We start from the raw sequence: 19,028 nt of genomic DNA on the forward strand, positions 1-19,028 counted from the left end.
CGCAGCGCGCTGATGCCGGCCATGGTACACGGCGCGGCCGGCGTTTTGTAGCGAGCGCGGGGCGGCGCGTCGGGGCGAGAAAGCAAAATGTCATTATCATGGCTGTATTGAATGTCATCCGCTCGGGGCGGGCATTGATGGGCGTCAATCGCCGCCGGTTCCCCGGCCGGCCGCCGCGCGATGCTACAATCCGGCCATATCCGCATCCAGGCGCGCGCGCACCATTCCATGCTGTTTCTCTATCAATCCAATCGTCTCGAGCAACTGGGCGAGCTGTTCTGCGGCATGACCCAGGCGATGCCGCTGGCCGATCCGTTCGCGGCGGAGACCGTGATCGTGCAAAGCCGCGGCATGGGACGCTGGATCACGCTGGACGTGGCGCGCAAGGCCGGCATCGCCGCCCATATCGATTTCGCGCTGCCGGCGGCCTTCGCCTGGCGGCTGATGCAGCAGGTGATGCCGAACTTGCCGCGCAAGTCGGCCTTCGTGCCCGAGGTGCTGGCCTGGCGGCTGCTGGCGCTGCTGCCGACGCTGGAGGGCGAGCCGTTCGGTCCGGTGCTGCATTATCTGGAGGGCGGCGAGGCCGCGGCCTTCGAGCTGGCGGGCAAGATCGCCGACATCTTCGACCAGTACCTGGTGTTCCGCCCGGACTGGATCCGCGCCTGGGAGGCCGATGAGCTGCTGGGCCTGGGTGAGGACGAGGCCTGGCAGGCCGCGTTGTGGCGGCAGCTGGCCGCAAGCGACCCGGGCCGCCACCGGGTGCGGATGCTGGACCAGTTCTTCGCCGAGCTGAAGCCCGAGCACTTGCCGCCGCGGGTGACGCTGTTCGGCATCGCCAGCCTGGCGCCGATGTATCTGGCGCTGGTCAAACGGCTGGCCGAGCTGACCGACGTCTGCTTGTTCACGCTGAATCCGTGCGAGGCCTATTGGGGCGACATCGTCGATGCGCGCCGGATGCTGAAGCTCCGGCAGGCCGGCGACCTGTTCGCCACCCAGGGCCATCCCTTGTTGTCGTCGCTGGGCAAGCAGGGGCGCGACTTTTTCGAACTGATCGCCGAGGACGCCGAACTGGACGCCAGGCCGCTGTTCGCCGCGCCCAAGGGCGACAGCCTACTGGCCCGGCTGCAGCGCGACATCCTGGAGCTCAACGATCCGTCGCAGCTGCCGCGGCCTTTCGACCCGGCCGACGATTCGGTGGAGGTGCACGCCTGCCACGGCCCGATGCGCGAGCTGGAGGCGCTGAAGGACCGGCTGCTGGCGATGTTCGCCGCCGACCCCAGGCTCAGCCCGGCCGACGTGGCGGTGCTGACGCCGGACATCAACGCCTACGCGCCGTACATCGACGCGGTGTTCGGCCGCCGCGACGACGCGCCCAACATCCCGTACAGCATCGCCGACCGCCGCGTCGAGCGCGAGCAGCCGCTGCTGTCCACTTTCGCCGCCGTCTTGAAGCTGGCCGATTCCCGCTTCGCCGCCGACGAGGTGTTGGCGCTGCTGGATTGCCCGGCGCTGCTGGCGCGCTTCGACCTGGCCGACGCCGATCTCGCCTTCATCCAGGACTGGGTGCGCGATGCCGGCATCCGCTGGGGGCGCGACGCCGCGCACAAGGCCTCGCTGGGACTGCCGGCCGAAGCCGCCTATACCTGGCGCTGGGGACTGGACCGCCTGCTGTTGGGCACCGTGCTGCCGCCGGCGCTGGCCGGCGACGACGCCGGGCTGTTCGCCGGCCTGCTGCCTTATACCGCGGCCCAAGGGCAGCTGGGCGAGACGCTGGCGCGCTTCGCCGGCTTCTACGACGCGCTGGACGCGCTGGCGGACGCGTGGTCCCTGCCGGCCGCGCCGCAGCAGTGGGCGCAGCGCTTCCACCTGGCCTGCGACAGCCTGTTCCTGGCCGACGGCGACGACGAGGCGGCGCTGGAGCTGCTGCGCGAAACCTTCGCCGAGCTGGCCGAGGACGCCGATCTGGCCGGCTTCGGCCAGCCGGTGGGCCTGGCGGTGGCGCGCGACTGGCTGCTGCGCAAGCTGTCCTCGTCGTCGGCGCAGGGCTTTCTGTCCGGCGGCGTGACCTTCTGCGCGATGGTGCCGATGCGCTCGATACCATTCCAGGCGCTGTGCCTGGTCGGCATGAACGACGGCGCCTATCCGCGCGACGAGCGGCCGGTCAGCTTCGACCTGGTGGCGCGCAATCCGCGCCGCGGCGACCGTTCGCGCCGCTTCGACGACCGCTACCTGTTCCTGGAGGCCATCCTGTCCGCCCGCGGCCGGCTGTATCTCTCCTATGTCGGCCAGTCGGCGCGCAGCGGCGAGCCCTTGCCGCCGTCGCCGCTGGTGTCGGAGCTGCTGGACACGCTGTCGGCGATGTGCGGCGAGGACATGGCGGCGCGGCTGACGCTGCGCCACCCGCTGCAGCCGTTTTCTCCCACCTCGTTCGACGGCGGCGACGCGCGGCTGGCCAGCTTCGAGCCGGCTTTCGCCGCCGCGCTGGCCGCACCGCCGGCCGAGCCCGCGCCTTTCGTCGCGCCGCTGCCGGACGAAGCGGCTGCGACGGTGGTCAATCTGCACGATTTCATCCGCTTCTGGCAGAATCCGGCGCGGGCCTGGCTGGCCGACCGGCTGGCGCTGCGCGTCGCCTACCGCGACGAGGCGCAGCCGGCGCGGGAGCCGTTCGCGATGGAGCGCGACGCCAGCCACGCGTTGCGCCGCCAGCTGGTGGAGGCGATGCTGCACCGCAAGCCATCGGCTCCGGTGCGGCAAAGAGTGGCCGCCGCCGGCCTGCTGCCCACCGGCGAGCTGGGCCAAGCCTGGCTGCAAGAGGAGGGCCGGGCCAGCGCCCGGCTGGCCGGCCGCTTGCCGCGCGCGCTGGGCGAGGAGACGCTGCCGCCGCAGCCGGTGCACCTGGACATCGCCGGCTTCACGCTGGTGGGCGAGCTGTACGGCCTGCGGCCCGAGGGCCGGCTGGATTTCATCGTCGGCAAGCTGAATGCCGCCCAGCGCGTCGCGCTGTGGCTGAGCCATCTGATCCTGTGCGCGGCGCGGCCGGCGGGCGTGGTTCCGCACAGCGCCTGCTACGACGACGCCGGCAGCACGCTGCTTGACGAGGAGATCGACGCCGCCGGCCTGCTCGCGCCGTGGCTGGTCCGTTGGAAGCAGGGCCAGGCCCAGCCCTTGCCCTTCTTCGGCCGCACCAGCTGGGCCTACGCCGAGGCGCTGGCCAAAGCGCCCGAAAACCGCGAAAAAGCTTTGGCCGCCGCCTGGCAGAAGTGGGAGCCCAATTTCATCCTCGGCGACGGCATCGCGCAGAAGGATGAGCCGGCGATCGCGCTGGCCTTCCGCCACCAATCGCCGTTGGAAGATCCATTGTTCGTCCAGTTGGCGGAGACGCTGCTGCTGCCATTGGCCGAACGCCTGCAGGGAGGCGAGGCATGAACGCGCCGCAGGCGCTGGACGCGCTGAACTGCCCGCTGGCGGGCGTCAACCTGATCGAGGCCTCGGCCGGCACCGGCAAGACCTGGACCATCGCCGCGCTGTTCGTCCGGCTGCTGCTGGAGGAGCGCGACGGCGCGTCGCCGCCGGCCATCGAGCAGATCCTGGTGGTCACCTACACCAAGGCCGCCACCGCCGAGCTGCGCGAGCGCCTGCGCCGGCGGCTGGCCGAGATGCTGGCGCTGCTGGACGGCAAGGCCGACGGCGACGATTTCCTGCAAGCGCTGGCCGCGCGCTTTCCCGAGGGGCAGGCGCGCGACGTGGCCCGCCAGCGGCTGACCGCCGCGGTCAACGGTTTCGACGCCGCCGCCATCTACACCATCCACGGCTTCTGCCAGCGGGTGCTGACCGACGCCGCCTTCGAGAGCGGCCAGACCTTCCAGGCCGAGCTGGTCGAGGACGACGCCGCGCGGCTGGCCGAAATCGTCGACGACTTCTGGCGCCGCCGCATCGTCGCCGCGCCGCTGCTGGCCCAGGTGCTGGTGGAGCGGGGCGAGACGCCGGACGCCTGGCTGGCCGAGATCCGCCCTTATCTGTCCAAGCCTTATCTCAAGCTGCGCGCGCCGGACGCGGTCAGGCTGGAGACTGCGAGATGGGTGGCTAGTGAGCGATGGAAGCTGCTGGCTTCAGCGCCAGAGCTGGTTGAGGAAGGCTTGGCGCTGTTCCTCGCCCATCCCGGCTTCAAGGCCAATATCTATCGGCCGGACACCATGGCGCGCATCGCCGGCAATCTGCGCGGCTGGCTGGCCTTGCCCGACGCGCTGCCGGAGTTGGACAGCGACAGCCGCAAACTATTGGACAAGCTGCGGCCGGAGGCGCTGGCCAAGGGCATGAAGAAGGGCTGCGAGCCGCCGGCCCATCCCTTGTTCGAGCGGATGGAGGCCTGGCTCGCCGGCTGGGACGTCTATATGGGCCAGGTGGCCAACTCGCTGGCCGGGCTGAAGCTGGAGCTGATCGCCTGGGCCAACGAGGAGCTGGCGCGGCGGCGCGGCGTCGAGCGCAGCCGCAGTTTCGACGATCTGCTGACCGATCTGGGCGCGGCGCTGGCGCATCCGGAAACCGGCCCCTTGTTGGCGGCGCAGGTGGCGGACAGTTTCTCCGTGGCGCTGATCGACGAATTCCAGGACACCGACCCCACCCAATACCGGATCTTCCGCCGCTGCTTCGTCGAGGAGGCGCGGCCGGTGTTTCTGGTGGGCGATCCCAAGCAGGCGATCTACAGCTTCCGCGGCGCCGACATCTTCGCCTATCTGGCGGCTCGCCACGACGCCGAGCGTCAGTACACGCTGGATACCAACCGCCGCTCCGACGAGCCGCTGGTGGCCACCGTCAACGCGCTGTTCGGCCGCGATCTGCCTTTCCTGCTGGATGGCATCGCCTACCAGCCGGTGGCGGCCAGCCCCTCGTCCGGCGGCAGGCTGGAGGTGGACGACGATCGCGCGCCGTTCAACGCGCAGTGGATACAGGCCGGCGAAAAAGAGTTGAGCAAGGAGGCGGCCGAGCAGGCCGCGGCGGAGGGCTGCGCCGACGAGATCGCCCGCTTGCTGACGCTGGCGGCCGAGGGCCGCGCCGCCATCGCCAAGGGCGACGCGCGGCGGCCGCTGGCCGGCGGCGACATCGCGGTGCTGGTGGCCACCCACAGCCAGGGCGACCGGGTGCGGACCGAGCTGCGCGCGCGCGGGGTGGCCAGCGTGGCGCTGACCCAGGAGAGCGTGTTCGCCAGCCGCGAGGCCGGCGAGATGCTGGCCCTGCTGCACGCCTGGGCCGAGCCGGCCAACGAGGGCAGGCTGCGGCGCGCGCTGGCCACCGAGCTGGCCGGCTTCGACGCCGCGCGGATCAAGTCCGAGCTGGAAGACGAGACGCGTTGGGAGCGCCAGCTGCTGAAGAACGCCGACGACCATCAGCGCTGGCGCGAGCGCGGCTTCATGGCCGCCTGGCGGCACTATTTCGCGCGGGAGCGGGCGGCGGAGCGCTTGCTGCCGCTGCCGGACGGCGAGCGGCGGCTGACCAATCTCGGCCACCTTGCCGAGCTGATCCAGCAGGAGAGCGAGGGCCGCCAGGGCATGGCGCCGCTGCTGTCCTGGTTTGCCGCCCGCGTCGCCGATCCGCCGCGCGGCGAGGACGCGGTGCTGCGGCTGGAGAGCGACGCGGCGCTGGTCAAGATCGTCACCGTCCACACCTCCAAGGGCTTGCAGTACCCGGTGGTGTTCTGCCCCTTCTTGTGGAACGGCGCGCTGGAGCGGCGCGGCGCGGGCTTCTGGAGCTATCACGACGGCGACGAGCCGTGGCTGGCGCCGGAAGCGGCCGCCGACGACGGCATCCGCCAGGCGGCGCGGAGCGAGATGCTGGCCGAGAAGCTGCGCCTGCTGTACGTGGCGCTGACCCGCGCTCAATACCGCCAGTACATCGCCTGGGGCTGGGTGCGGGAGCTGAAGACTGCTGCGCTGTCCTGGCTGTTGCACGCGCCGGGCGCGCGCGACCTGGCGGCGCTGGACGCGCTGGAGCTGGACGGCGGCACAGTGGAAGCGCAGCTGCGGGACTTTCTCCAGGCGCGCGGCGACGCGGCGCGCTGGCTGGCCGGCGAGGGACGGCAGGCCTTGGCGGGCGGCCGCGAGATCGGCCGCGCCTACGCCGCGCGGCCGTTCGAGCGCAAACTGTACACGCCGTGGAAGATCGCCAGCTTCACCTCGCTGACCCATGACGCCGGCAGCCATCTGGCCGAAGCGCCGGACTATGACCGAGCGGCGGCGTCGGCGTCGGCGGCTCCGCCGGAGGACCCGGTCCGAAATCGCTTCAGCTTCCCGCGCGGCGCCAAGGCCGGCGTTTGCCTGCACGAGATTTTCGAAAACATCAGCTTCGGCTCCGGCGAGGACGACATCCGCGCGGCGGTGGCGCGCGCGCTGGCGCGGCACGGCTTCGGCGAGGAGTGGCTGGACGCCGGCTGCGAGCTGATCCTGGACGCGCTGAACGCCGAGATCGCCCCCGGCGCGCGGCTGCGCGACGTCGCCGACGGCAAGCGGCTGATCGAGCTGGAATTCACCTTGCCGGTGAAAAGGCTGGACGTGGCGGCGCTGATCGCCGCGCTGCAAAAGCCGGAGCATGGCTTGGCCGAGCCGTTCCGGCGCGCCGCCGGCGCGCTGGATTTCGCCAGCGTGCAGGGCTTTTTGAAAGGTTTCGTCGACCTGGTGTGCGAGGCGGACGGCCGCGTCTATTTGATCGACTACAAGTCCAACCATCTGGGCGACGCTTACGACGATTATCGCAACGACAGTCTGGTCCACGCGGTGGCGCGCGAGCATTATTACCTGCAGTACCTGATTTACCTGGTGGCGCTGCGGCGCTACTTCGCCGCGCGCGGCGCGGATTGGGACGGCCGCTTCGGCGGCGTGCGCTACCTGTTTCTGCGCGGCATGGGCGAGCCGGGCTGCGGCGTGTGGGCCGATGCGCCGGCCGCGGCGCTGCTGGACGCGCTGGACGCGCTACTGGCGGGATCTGGAACCAAGAGAGGCCCTGGTAGTTCTACGCAGTGATGGCGACCGGGGATGGCAACTAAGCTAAGCAAGTGGATAAGGATGTGAAACATGTTTGAATCCGCCGAAATCGGCCACAGCATAGACAAAGACACTTTCCGCAAGATGATGCCGGCGCTGCGCGAGGCGTTGCTGGACGTGCAGTATGACTTGAAGGAAAAAGCCGATTTCCCGGTGCTGATCCTGATCCACGGTTTCGACGGCGCCGGCCGCGGCGAAACGATGAATCTGATCAACGAGTGGCTGGACCCGCGGCTGATCCACACCGTAGCCTTCGACAAGCCCAACGACGAAGCGCGCGCCCGGCCGTGGATGTGGCGCTACTGGAACGAGCTGCCCGCCACCGGACGCATCGGCATGTTCTTCGGGTCCTATTATTCCGATACCTTGTTCGAGCGGGTGTTCAACCGCAGCGACCGCGACGCCTTCGACCGGCAAATTTTCGACATCCTGCGCTTCGAGCGCATGCTGACGCTGGACGGGGCGGTGGTGTTGAAGTTCTGGTTCCATCTGAGCCGCGACAAGCAGAAGCAGCGGCTGAAGACGCTGGAGCAAGACCCGGCCACCAGCTGGCGCGTGACCAAGACCGACTGGGAGCACTATGAGCGCTACGACAAGATCCGCAAGTACGGCGAGCACATGCTCAGGCTGACCAATACCGCGCACGCGCCGTGGATCGTCATCGACGGCGAGGACGCCAATTACCGCAGCCTGACGGTGGCCAATACCATACTGGAGGCGATACGCAACCGCCTCGGCCAGCCGATGCTGAGCACCGACCGCGTCGAGGCGCCGCCGCTCTTGGCGCCGATAGACAACAAGCTGGTGCTGGACACGCTGGAGCTGGAGCAGAAGCTGGACAAGGCCAGCTACCAGAAAAAGCTGGACCAGCTGCAAGGGCGGCTGAACAAGCTGACCCGCGATCCGCGCTTCGGCAACCACTCGCTGGTGCTGGCGTTCGAGGGCAACGACGCGGCCGGCAAGGGCGGCAGCATCCGCCGCATCACCCAGGCGCTGGATGCCCGCCGCTACCGGGTGGTGCCGGTGGCCGCGCCTACCCAGGAGGAAAAGGCCAAGCCCTGGCTGTGGCGCTTCTGGCGGCATCTGCCGGGCAAGGGCGGCATCGCCATCTTCGACCGCAGCTGGTACGGCCGGGTGCTGGTGGAGAGGGTGGAGGGCTTCGCCGCCGAGGCCGACTGGATGCGCGCCTATTACGAGATCAACGACTTCGAGCACCAGTTGACCGAGAACGGCGCCATCGTGCTGAAGTTCTGGCTGGCGATCAGCAAGGATGAGCAGCTGGCGCGCTTCAAGGGCCGCGAGGAAACCGGTTTCAAGCGTTTCAAGATCACCGACGAGGATTGGCGCAACCGCGACAAATGGGACCTCTACCGCCAAGCGGTCAGCGATATGGTGGACCGCACCAGCACCAGCAAGGTGCCGTGGACGCTGGTGGAGGCCAACAACAAGTATTTCGCGCGCATCAAGATACTGTCCACCATCTGCGACGCGCTGGAGGCCAGGCTGAGTGAATAGGCTGTGGTGGGGATTGATGCTGTTGCTGTGCCTGCCGGCGCTGGCCCAACCCACGCTTCGGGCCGGGCTGGCCAACGACAGCGGCGAATCGCTGCGCGCGAACGCCGACGATGGACTCTCGCTGGCCTACCGCGACGCGCTGGCCTTGATTGCCAGGCAAAGCGGCGTCCATTTCCAGCTCGACTACTATCCCTCGCAACGGCTGGAGCAGCTGTTCCAGGTGGGCAAGCTGGATGTCGAAGTCGGCGTCAACGCATCCTGGCGCGCCTTGTCCCCGGTGGCCGGCTTCTACACCCAACCCATCGCCGACGCGGAGTTCGTGCTGTGCCTGCCGCCAGACAAGGGCAAGCGGCCCGCTACCCTGGCCTCGCTGAAGGGCGGCACCATAGGCACGCTGCTGGGCCAGCGCTTCCCGTCGCTGGAGAGCGCGTTCGCCAGCCGCAAGCTGCTGCGGGACGGATCGGCCAACGAGGACGAAATGCTGGACAAGCTGCGCCAGGGCCGGGTCCAGGCCGTGGTGCTGGAGCGCCGCCGCGCGCAATACTGGAGCCGGCGCGACGAAGGCGGCCGTTGCCTGCCGGGCGAGTCGCTGGGCAGCCTGCCGGTGGCGCTGCGGCTGCATCCGCGCTATCGGGACCTGCTGCCGGGCCTGAACCAGGCCATCCAGCAACTGCAAGAGCAAGGCCGCTTGCGGCCGCTGTTCGCCCGCCATTGAGCGCGGCGTCTGATCCATCCGGAAGTCCCATCGATGAAACCCGATATCCCGCTGTTGCCCGGCCAACTGGTCAAGCTGTTCCAACGCCTGGCGCCCGACGCGGATGACAAGGTGCTGGCGCTGATAGGCGAATTGAGCAACGCCAATCTGGCCGGCCATGTCTGCCTGCCGCTGGCGCACCGCGGCGAGGCGGCGGCGCTGCGCGGCAGCCCGCTGGTCGGCCAGCCGGGCGATTACGCGCCCTTGATCCTGGACGAGGCCGGGCGGCTGTATTTCGCCCGCCACTGGCATGACGAGAACAGGCTGGCCGAAGGGCTGGCGCGGCTGGCCCAGCCGCTGCCCCCGCCGGACGAGGCGCGGCTGGCCGATCTGCTGGCCCGGCTGTTTCCCGGCGCGGACGACGGCGAGCCTGACCGGCAGAAGCTGGCGGCGGCGTTGGCGGCGCGGCAGCGGCTGATGGTGATTTCAGGCGGCCCCGGCACCGGCAAGACCACCACCGTGGTGCGGCTGTTGGCGCTGCTGGCGGCGATGTCGCCACGCCCGCTGGTGATGGCGATGGCGGCGCCGACCGGAAAGGCGGCGGCGCGGCTGTCCGAATCGGTGCGCGCGGCGCGCGACCGGCTGGATGTCGACGACGCGGTGCGCCGCCAACTGCCGGCCCAGGCGGAGACGCTGCACCGGCTGCTGGGCCTGCGTCCCGGCGTGGAGGCGCCGCGCCACCACGCCGGCAATCCGCTGCCGCTGGATGTGCTGGTGGTGGACGAGGCGTCGATGATAGACCTGGCGCTGATGGCGCGCACGGTGGCGGCGCTGCCGTCCCAGGCCAGGCTGATCCTGCTGGGCGACCGCGACCAGCTGTCGTCGGTGGAGGCCGGCGCGGTGCTGGGCGAGCTGTGCGGGCGCATCGCCTATCGCGACGAGACTTCGCAATGGCTGCGGCGGGTGGCCGGGGCCAGCCTGCGGGGCGATGCCGCTCCCGGCGGCGCGCTGACCGACTGCGTGGCGCTGCTGACCCGCAGCCACCGCTTCGGCGCGGATTCCGGCATTGGCGAGCTGGCGCGTCGAGTCAACGCCGGCGAAGGGCGGGCCTCGCTGCAAGTGCTGGACGATGCCGGACGGCCCGATGTCTGGCGGCAGGATGCGGCCGACGACGCGGCGCTGCTCGCGCGCAGGCGCGGCTACCTGGACGCGGTGGCCGCCGGCGCCGGCGCGGACGAGGCGCAGCGCGAGTTTTCCGCCTTCATGCTGCTGGCGGCCGAACGGCGTCAGGTGGCCGACTGCAACCGCCGCATCGAGCGCGAGCTGGAAGCGGCCGGCGTCAAGCAGGAGGGCCGCGACTGGTATCCGGGCCGGCCGGTGATGATAGGCGAGAACGATTACGGGCTGGGCCTGTTCAACGGCGACATCGGTTTCGCCTTGCAGCGGCCGTCCGGCCTGAGAGTGCTGTTTCCATCGGCCGACGGCGGCTGGCGCGAGTTCGCGCCCGGACGGCTGCCGGCGCACGACACGGTGTTCGCGATGACGGTTCACAAGAGCCAGGGCTCGGAGTACGACGAGGTGTGGCTGCAGTTGCCGCAGCAGGCCGGCGCGCTGCTGAACCGCGCGCTGTTGTATACCGCCATCACCCGCGCCCGCTCCCGTTTCGCCGCGGTGGGGGATGCCGAAGTCTGGCTGCGCGGGGCGGAACTGGCGCCGCGGCGGGATTCCGGACTCGGCGATCGGCTGCGTTGAAATCGCGGGAATGCAACAGTCTCGGGCTTTGTGCGACGAAGGATAGTCAAGCGTCGGCAGACATCCTAATATGCAGCCTTCCCGGAACAACGCAGGGGGAGTGGTCATGCAGGTGGACGCCGTACTCGGCTATCTGGACAAGGTCAGCCGCTTCGATGCTCAGCAGTTCACGCCGCTGTTCATCGGCACCGAAAGAATGGGGTGCGTCAACGCCCAGTGGAAAGAGCGCCTGCTGCAGCATGAGCCGCAATTGTTCGAGGAAACCTTCCAGGGCCTGCGTTGCAAGGTGAAGGGCAGCTACCGCAGCATCAGCCACGCGCTGGCCCACGCCGCGCGGCGCTGGCAACAGGCTGGCTGGCTCAACGGCTGGCGCAACGAGAACTTCACCGCCTTCCGCCAGGACGGCAGACCCTACTTCGAATTGGAGCGCGCGGCCTTCCGCCCGCTGGGCCTGACCAGCCGCGCGGTGCACGTCAATGGCCTGTGCCGGCTCGACGACGGCGAGGTCCGGATGTGGGTGGGACGGCGCAGCCCGCACAAGGCGGTGGACCCGAACCGGATGGACAACCTGGTCGGCGGCGGCGTCGCCGCCGGCGAAACGCTGGCGCTGGCTCTGGAGCGTGAGTCGTGGGAAGAAGCCGGCGTCGCGCGCGAGCGGGTGGACGGCCTGACGCCGGCGTCGCTGCTGCTGGCGCAGCGGCCGGTGGCGCGGGGCCTGCACCGCGAATGGCTGTACGCCTACGATCTGTGGCTGGCGCCGGGAGAGTCGCCGGCTTGCCAGGATGGAGAGGTGGCCGAGCATCTGCTGCTGCCGTTTTCCGAGGTGGAGCAGCTGCTGGTGGACGAGCGCTTCATGATAGACGCGGCGCTGGTCAGCATGGACTGCCTGTGCCGGCATGGCTACTGGGAGCGCCACAACCGGAAGATGGCAGACGCGCTCTCGCGGGTCCGCTACGAGCTGGGCCAGGAAATGGGCGTGCCGGCCTGAGCGCCGGTGTTAGGCGGAGGCCGCGCGCTTATCGACGACCCGGCTTGGCCGGGTTTTTTCTCGCCGGCTTTTCCCATATTCAATTTTCTCATTCAGCTGTCCAGGCTTTTCTCCGGCATTATCCGCATTCATTAGAATGTTTGCATTGAATTGTAAACAGATTCGGATTTCTCCTTACATGGCGCGGCATCGATTTTCTATCAGGTAAACTCATGTAGAATCGAGTGCTGGAAATGCATTCCGTATAAAAATATCCGGCAGCGCCATTTTTCGAGAAAATAATAATGTATCGGTTGAAACTGATTTCACCGGATTTCGGCATCGACGACAGCGGGCCCCTGCATCCCACCCAGGAGCAGGCGCGCAAGGCCGCCGAACTGATGTTGCATGTTTACAAGGGGCGGCTGAGGGCCGAGGTCCACAAGGTGGACGTGAAGACGCGCACGTCGGAAAAACTGGAAGAGGTATATATCCGGCTGGAGGTACAGAACTGAGGCAATCTGCCGGATGCCGCCAGTCTCGGCTATTTTCATGCGCGAAAACGACTGCGGGCAAACTTTCCCGTTGCAGACTGGCTGAAGATAGGCTACCGTCATCGCTCCACTAAACCCCCTGTCCGACAGCCCTCAGCTTGTCGGGAATGGAGCGATCTTTATGTTTTCCTGGTTTGAACGCCGGATATCCCCCTATCCGGACACGCCTGCCGCCCAGCCTCCGCGCGGCTTTTTCTCCTTTATCTGGTTCTGTACCCGCGGCATGCGCGGCCTGATCCTGTGCATGACCCTGCTCACCGCGTTGATCGGCGCCTTCGAGGCCCTGCTGTTCTCGATGCTGGGCTCGGTGGTGGACTGGCTGGCCAAGGTGCCGGCCAACCAGCTGTGGCAGCGCGAGAGCGGCCATCTGCTGCTGCTGGCCGGCATTCTGTTGGCCAGCGTGCTGCTGGTGTCGCTGCAGGCAATGAGCAAGTATCAAGGCCTGTTTTCCAATTTTCCGATGCGGCTGCGCTGGAATTTCCACCGCCATCTGCTGGGCCAGAGCCTGAGCTTCTATCAGGACGAGTTCGCCGGCCGGGTGTCGGCCAAGGTGATGCAGACCGCGCTGGCGGTGCGCGACACCGTGCTGATCATCACCGACATTCTGGTATTCGTCGTCATTTACTTCGTCACCATGATCGCGGTGCTCGGCCATTTCGACGTCATGTTGCTGCTGCCTTTCCTGGCCTGGCTGGCGCTTTACGTCGCGACGCTGTGGTTCTTCGTGCCCAAGCTGGGCAAGGCGGCCACCCTGCAGGCCGATGCGCGCAGCCTGATGACCGGCCGCATCACCGACGCCTATACCAATATCGCTACGGTCAAGCTGTTCTCGCACGGCCAGCGCGAGGCGCGCTTCGCCAAGGGCGCGATGGAGGAGTTCCTGTCCACCGCCTATCGCCAGATGCGTCTGGTCAGCGGCTTCGAGGTCGTCAACCAGCTGACCAGCATGCTGCTGATCGGCATCACCACCGGTTCCGCGCTGTGGCTGTGGAGCCAGGGCCAGGTCAGCATCGGCGCGGTGGCGGCGTCCACCGCGATGGCGCTGAGGCTGAACGGCATTTCGCACTGGATCATGTGGGAGATGTCCAGCCTGTTCGAGAACATCGGCACGGTGCAGGACGGCATCACCACGCTGTCGCGCACGGTGGCGGTGGTGGACAAGCCGGACGCGGCCAAGCTGGAAGTGCCGCGCGGCGAGATCCGCTTCGATAATGTCGATTTCGCCTATGGCGGAGCGAAAAATGTGATTTCCGGCCTGGACCTGACGATACGCCCGGGCGAGAAGATCGGCCTGGTCGGCCGTTCCGGCGCCGGCAAGTCCACCATCGTCAACTTGTTGCTGCGCTTCTACGACCTGGATGGCGGCCGCATTCTGATCGACGGCCAGGACATCGCCGGCGTGACCCAGGACAGCCTGCGGGCCAGAGTGGGCATGGTGACCCAGGATACGTCGCTGTTGCATCGCTCGGTGCGCGACAACCTGTTGTACGGCAGGCCGGACGCCAATGACGAGCAAATGATTGAAGCGGCGCGCAAGGCTGAAGCCGATGATTTCATCCGCTCGCTGACCGATCCCAAGGGGCGCATCGGCTACGAGGCGCATGTCGGCGAACGCGGCGTCAAGCTGTCCGGCGGCCAGCGGCAGCGGATCGCCATCGCGCGGGTGATGCTGAAGGACGCGCCCATCCTGCTGCTGGACGAGGCGACCAGCGCGCTGGATTCGGAAGTGGAAGCGGCGATCCAGAGCAGCCTGTACCGGCTGATGGAAGGCAAGACTGTGGTCGCCATCGCCCATCGGCTGTCCACCATCGCGGCGATGGACCGGTTGATCGTGCTGGACCAGGGCCAGGTGGTCGAGGAGGGCACGCATCAGCAGTTGCTGGCGCAGGGCGGCCTCTATGCCCGGTTGTGGACGCACCAGAGCGGCGGCTTCCTCGGAGAGGAGGACGGCGACGAGGAGTCGAACCTGTCCTTGATGGGCTGATCGCCATCCAACCCTCCGGCATGCCGGAGGGTTTTTTCATGGAGTGAGACCAATGCCGGCATGAGGCGGCAGAGCCGGCGGCGGGAGATTTTATTCGTCCAGTTATTGTAAGTACGTACAGTTATTTTTATGCCAGTCTTGATTTAATATTTATTGTTTTGACATGAGTGGCGGTTCGCCGCTGGCGGGGCTAATGAATAATTTCAATATTGTGGTTTCTTTCTTGCGTTCGGTGGAGGAGGGAAATTTTTCGCAGGCGGCCCGTTGCATGGGCCTGACACCGGCGGCTGTCAGCAAGCATGTGCAGCAGTTGGAGAGCGAGCTGGGCGTGCGGCTGGTGCATCGGAACACGAGGGCGCTGGCGCTGACCGCAGTCGGCGAAATGTACTTCCAGCGGATGTCCAATCTGTACAGCGAGCTCCGGCAGCTGGAGCAGGACGTTCGCCACCATGGCAGCGAGGTGGGCGGGCGTCTGAGGCTGACCTTGCCCAACGGCATCGGCAGGAATTATTTCCTGCCGGTGTTGAACGAGTTCTCCCAGCTGCACCAATCCTTGAAGCTGGAGCTCCACTTCGAAGACCGTATCGTTGACCTGGTGCGGGATGGTTACGACGCGGGCATCGGCGACCAGTTGGCCAAGGACAGCAGCTTCGTCGCCAAGGCCCTGCTGCCGCTGCAGCGCCTGGTTTTCGCCTCCCCGGCCTATCTGACGAGATCGGGCACGCCGCAGACGCTGGCCGATCTGGACGGCCACGACTGCATCCGGGTGGTCAGCCAGAACAGCGGCAGGCTGATGCCTTGGGAGTTCAACGACAACGGGGTGTTGCGGCGGGTAGAGGTGGAGGGGCGGCTGACCGTCAATGATCCGTTCGCCGCCTGTGAGGCGGCGCTGCAGGGGGCCGGCTTGGCGATGATAGGAACGGTGCAGGCCTACCCCTATCTCGCCACCCGGCGCCTGGTGCCGTTGTTGACCGATTTCGCGCCGCCTCCGCGCTCCATTTATTTCTACTATGCGCACCGGCGGCATTTGTCGCTGCCGGTGCGTCTGCTGCAGGATTTCCTAATGGTGCGCATGCAGAAATCCATGCCCCCCATTTTTGGCGATGGCTACCGCTGGCCGGCGTAGTTTCTCTTCCACGTCAGGCGCGTCGAGGTAGTTGAGGAGGATGGACGCCCACGCTTGTTGGAATCGTTGCAGCCAGCCGTGCAGATCATATCCATCGTCCGGCGTGTACACGCAGACCTGGGCCGGGAAGTCGCCGTTGTCCCGGGCCTGCAGCGGATAGGCGCGGCGGGCGGGGGCGAGCCAGGCGAATTCGAAGAATTCCAGTTCGTCCGGCTGTTCCCCCAATCGTTGCAGCGCCTGTTGCAGCAGCTGTTCTGGAGCGGGCAGGGCGGCGATGTCCAGCTCCCCGTCGCGGGGCATGCCCAGCATCATCGTGGCGGCCTGGCCGCGCGGAGCGGGCAGTTGCTGGGGCAGCGCTTGCGCCAGCACGCTATCGACCCACAGCTGGTAGAAGGATTGTCGATAGACCCGTTCCGCCAAGTGCCAGATCTTCATGCCGGCCGGACGGCGATTCGGCTCGATGACCGCAGTTCTCGCGCCGGCATCGTCCAGTTTGACCTCGTTGTGGAAGGGGCCCGCGAATTGGCCGACCAGCAGGTTGGCGCTCTGTCCGGCCCGGATCAGACGATGTCTTTCCGCGGGCTGGAGCCGGGCGGGCAGCAACTGGCCGGTTTCCACCGGATAGCGGCCGCTGGCGCTGATCTTCTCGGTAATGAAATGCAGATTGCCGATGCCGTCGAACGAATATTCGCGATGGAAGGGAATGTAGCCTTCCGCGATCAGCCCGCCGTCCAGATAGGGCAGGACTTCCTGCCAGGCTGCGGCCAGATCGTCGCCCTGCTTCAGCAGCAGCACGCCGCGGTTGTTGCCCTCGCAGGACGGCTTGAGCACGAAGCCTTCCGGATTGCGCTCGGCGAAGGCCGCGAGTTCGGCCTGCGTGCGGATGATCTGGAAAGGCGGGCAGTACAGCGATTGCGCGCCGAACAGCTCGGCATGCTTTTGCTCGCGCTGCCGGTAGACGGATTTGCTGAAGGCTGCCTGGGCCAGGTCGGCGTCGTCCACCGGCAAGCCCAGCGCTTTGAGCAGGGACGCGCCGCTGGCGACAGCGTTGTCGGAAAACACCAGCCCGCCTGCCAGTTGGCCGAGCCAAGGCTGCAATGCCCGCAGCGCCTGGTCGACGAAGCCGCCGTCCAGCGGATTCAGATCGATGACCGCGTCGGCCAGTTGATGGTCTTGCTGGCTGGGATGGTGGCGGATCAGGATGGTGGAGAGCTGGTAGCGGGTCCGCGCGTAGTCGAACATGCAGGCTACGTCGCCCACCCGGCTGAGGTTGTAGTCCACCAGCAGCAGCCAGCGTTTGTTTTCAGATGTCATCGCAGTAATACCTCGTTCAATCGGCATAGTGGGCGACAAGCGTGCGGCTGGAGGCGCGCAGCAATTCCGGAATCACTTCGTGGCGGCTCTGATAGTCGAACGACCACAGCGCCTGGCCGAGGAAGACTTCCCGCGCGCCTTCGGTAATGGTCTGGCCCGACTGCAGGAAGCACTGCAGCTGGTCCGGAGCGTGGGGATGCTCGTTCCGTTCGATCGAGTCTATGGTGCCGGGCCGGCAGAAGTAGGCGCGGAAAAAGCTGGCGCGGCGCCGGGGGTATTCCGAGTCCAGCGCGGCCAGTTCGCTTCCGGCCTGCAGTTGCTGGCCGGAGTCGGCGGCCAGCAGTTGCTTCAGCCAGAAGTCCAGCAGATTGCGGCCGTCGCATTGCACGGCGACGCTCGGCGAGATCAGGGAGCCGCCCACGCGGGGGTTGATTTCAATCAGTTCCCAGCCGCTGGCGCACAGCCGGGCTTCCAGATGGAAGCAGCCCCAGTCGGCGCCGCAGCCGTGCAGCACGGCCTGCAGCCATTGCCTGGCGCCGTCCGCCTGGGAGGGTTCCCAGTCCAGCGGCGGCGAGACGCAGCATTCCTCCAGCACCGTGTGTTCCTGCTCCGTCACCTGCAGCTTGTGGTGCACGCCCAGCAGATAGGCGCGGCCAGCCTGCATCATGACTTCGAAGCTGAATTCCGGGCCGTCCAGATAATCTTCAATGATGAACTGCGGATTGCCGATCAGGCCGGCGTACAGCGGATCCCGGCTGGCCTCCTCGCCGATCTCGGAGAGGCGGGCCATGTTCAGGCCCGGTCGCAGCTTGCTGGCACCGAAGGAGGCCAGGCCGCGGCGCGGCTTGACGAAGCCAGGGCGGCCCTCGCTCAGCCAGGCTTCGAGCGAAGCATCGCTGGCGAGTTCGGTGCGGGTCTGGCTGAGGCCCAGCGCTTGCAGCCGCTGGCGCAGCCAGTGCTTGTCGGTCAGGTTGTCCACGGTGTCGGGCGCCAGGTCGGGCACGCCGAGGAGCGCGTTGGCTTGCGCCATCAACCGACGGTAGCCCTCCCACACCGATACACAGGCCGCGGGTTCCCAGCCCTGTCCGCGCCAGGCGTCGATGGCCTGCAGCAGGTCGGCTTCTTCCAGCTGATGCCCTGAGGCGGCGCGCACGCCGTCCGCCAGGCCGGCCAGAGCGTCCAGCCGTTCGCTGGCCGCGCCCAAGGGGGCGGAGCTGAGGATCAGCACCGCTTGCCCTTGCCTGCGTGCCGCAGCGGTCAGGTCTTCCATGAAGGAATAGCCGCAATGGCTTAACAGAATGATGGCGCGTTTCATGGCATTAGGCCGCTTTGCTTTCCTGGGCCAGGGTGTCTTGCGCCAGTTCTTCGAAGTACATCGCCAGGATGCGCTGGTGTTCTTGCAGGTAGCGTTCCAGGTGAGCGATGTCCTGCTCGTTTTCAATCAGGAGGCGCAGAGCGGCCCAGACTTCGCCCGGGTGGTCGTCATTGATGTCGGTATGGGAGTGGGCGATCTGGCCGACCAGCTTCTGGTCGCCGATGCTGTGCTTCATGGCCTCGATCTTGCGCGGTTCCAGCTTGACGTTGACGTACTCCACAAGATAGGAGTAAGCCACTACGCCCAGCGGGCCTTCATGGTCCAGCAGGTAGCTGAAGAAACCGGTCAGCAGCTTGGTGGACAGGTAGGGCTCGGTGGCCAGGAAGGTTTCGCGGCTGACGCCGGCGCGCTGCAGATCCTGGATGAACAGCTCGTCGTGCAGCATTTCCTCCATTTCATAGTTCGCCCAGATCTGGGCGGCTTCCGGGCTGCGCTTGGCGATTTCCGCCAGCGTTTTGGATTCGGCCACGCGCAGCAGGCGAATGCGCCATGCGGTTTCGATCAGATTGCGGCGGTAGTACTCGCTGTTCACCTCGCGGCGTTCCAGGTGGTCGGCGGCGGGCACGCTGGCGTACCAGGCGTCGATCTGGGCGTCGATTTGCTGATCCATCTTCTGGCGCAGTTCTTGGGACTGGCTGGAGGAGAGGAAGGGCTTGCTGCGGTTCAGGCCGGTGTTTTTGCAACGGTTCATGTTGATTTTTCCTGTTGAGTGG

The 19,028-nt window shown here is 67.1% G+C and carries 12 protein-coding genes; 9 read left to right on the plus strand and 3 right to left on the minus strand.

From position 1 onward, the window contains the following. The first annotated feature begins 228 nt into the window (after window positions 1-228). From recC to VA599_RS18890, 9 genes are all read left to right on the plus strand, one after another. A complete protein-coding gene (recC, locus tag VA599_RS18850; RefSeq protein WP_346790041.1) occupies window positions 229-3,426 on the plus strand; it encodes an exodeoxyribonuclease V subunit gamma in 3,198 nt (1,065 codons plus the stop codon). Next, on the plus strand, window positions 3,423-7,013 hold the full coding sequence (gene recB, locus VA599_RS18855) for an exodeoxyribonuclease V subunit beta (RefSeq protein WP_346790042.1): 3,591 nt from the start codon (window positions 3,423-3,425) through the stop codon (window positions 7,011-7,013). Before recC ends, recB begins: the two co-directional genes overlap by 4 nt. 51 nt (window positions 7,014-7,064) lie before the next feature. Then, window positions 7,065-8,549 (plus strand): polyphosphate:AMP phosphotransferase, encoded by a 1,485-nt coding sequence (gene pap, locus VA599_RS18860; RefSeq protein WP_346790043.1) that lies wholly within the window; start codon window positions 7,065-7,067, stop codon window positions 8,547-8,549. Beyond that, entirely contained in the window at window positions 8,542-9,264 is a 723-nt protein-coding gene (locus tag VA599_RS18865) for a substrate-binding periplasmic protein (protein ID WP_152526796.1), read from the plus strand. The genes pap and VA599_RS18865 overlap by 8 nt, the downstream gene beginning before the upstream one ends. A 33-nt stretch (window positions 9,265-9,297) precedes the next feature. Then, a complete protein-coding gene (recD, locus tag VA599_RS18870; RefSeq protein ID WP_346790045.1) occupies window positions 9,298-10,995 on the plus strand; it encodes an exodeoxyribonuclease V subunit alpha in 1,698 nt (565 codons plus the stop codon). Window positions 10,996-11,101: 106 nt separating this feature from the next. After that, complete coding sequence (locus VA599_RS18875) at window positions 11,102-11,983, plus strand: NUDIX hydrolase (protein ID WP_346790046.1); 882 nt, start codon at window positions 11,102-11,104, stop codon at window positions 11,981-11,983. 284 nt (window positions 11,984-12,267) lie between these two features. Further along, window positions 12,268-12,477, plus strand: a complete 210-nt coding sequence (locus VA599_RS18880) for a hypothetical protein (RefSeq protein WP_021478246.1) — start codon at window positions 12,268-12,270, stop codon at window positions 12,475-12,477. A gap of 160 nt (window positions 12,478-12,637) precedes the next feature. Next, window positions 12,638-14,500, plus strand: a complete 1,863-nt coding sequence (locus VA599_RS18885) for an ABC transporter ATP-binding protein (protein WP_346790049.1) — start codon at window positions 12,638-12,640, stop codon at window positions 14,498-14,500. 193 nt (window positions 14,501-14,693) lie between these two features. Continuing rightward, window positions 14,694-15,626 (plus strand): LysR family transcriptional regulator, encoded by a 933-nt coding sequence (locus tag VA599_RS18890; protein WP_021478244.1) that lies wholly within the window; start codon window positions 14,694-14,696, stop codon window positions 15,624-15,626. Here the strand turns inward: VA599_RS18890 and VA599_RS18895 are convergent. From VA599_RS18895 to VA599_RS18905, 3 genes are read right to left on the minus strand one after another with little or no spacing between them, the layout of a single operon-like run. Next, the gene (locus tag VA599_RS18895; protein WP_021478243.1) at window positions 15,561-16,940 is read right to left on the minus strand and encodes an ATP-grasp domain-containing protein; all 1,380 of its coding nucleotides are present in this window, start codon (window positions 16,938-16,940) and stop codon (window positions 15,561-15,563) included. The two genes, VA599_RS18890 and VA599_RS18895, sit on opposite strands and share 66 nt — an antisense overlap. Window positions 16,941-16,956: 16 nt before the next feature. Next, window positions 16,957-18,255, minus strand: a complete 1,299-nt coding sequence (locus tag VA599_RS18900) for an ATP-grasp domain-containing protein (RefSeq protein WP_021478242.1) — start codon at window positions 18,253-18,255, stop codon at window positions 16,957-16,959. 4 nt (window positions 18,256-18,259) lie between these two features. After that, the gene (locus VA599_RS18905; protein WP_021478241.1) at window positions 18,260-19,006 is read right to left on the minus strand and encodes a heme oxygenase-like domain-containing protein; all 747 of its coding nucleotides are present in this window, start codon (window positions 19,004-19,006) and stop codon (window positions 18,260-18,262) included. Between the last annotated feature and the right edge of the window lie 22 nt (window positions 19,007-19,028).

Source organism: Chromobacterium indicum, assembly GCF_039708975.1.
Lineage (GTDB): Bacteria > Pseudomonadota > Gammaproteobacteria > Burkholderiales > Chromobacteriaceae > Chromobacterium > Chromobacterium piscinae.